This is a genomic window from Nesterenkonia salmonea, from assembly GCF_005771525.1.
Classification (GTDB): Bacteria; Actinomycetota; Actinomycetes; order Actinomycetales; family Micrococcaceae; genus Nesterenkonia; species Nesterenkonia salmonea.
In genome coordinates, this window is the sequence record NZ_VAVZ01000132.1 from 1 (window position 1) to 392 (window position 392).

The following is a 392-nucleotide window of genomic DNA, read 5'->3' on the forward strand; positions in this document are numbered from 1 at the left end:
ATCGTCGTCGAGTTCGAACGCTTCGTGCGCGCCCGCCTGGACGAACCGTTCAACGTCGCCTTCGTCGCGCAGTCGCTCGGCACCAGCCGGCGCACCCTCGAACGACGAGTCCGTGCGGCGCTCAACCTCACTCCGCTCGGCTTCGTCCAACGGCTTCGCACCGAACGAGCTCGGCACCTCTCAGCAACCACGGACCTCACCTCCGCCGAGATCGCGCTACGGGTCGGCTACGCGAACGCCGAGACTCTGCGCTCCCTCCTGCGCAGGGAGCGACGCCGTTCCTGACCTATCGCCATGCCTGTAGCTTGTGTCCTAGCGCTCGGTTGGAGCCACCTCTCAGCACGTCGCGTCGACGCTCCTGCGTCGCCCCTGGACGACCCACTCGACACGCC

General features: G+C 67.6%; 1 protein-coding gene. It reads left to right on the top strand.

All coding sequences use genetic code 11. The features are described from left to right. The coding region (locus FEF26_RS15585) for a helix-turn-helix domain-containing protein (RefSeq protein ID WP_138254428.1) at nucleotides 1-285 on the top strand (285 nt) is incomplete at its 5' end. Between the last annotated feature and the right edge of the window lie 107 nt (nucleotides 286-392).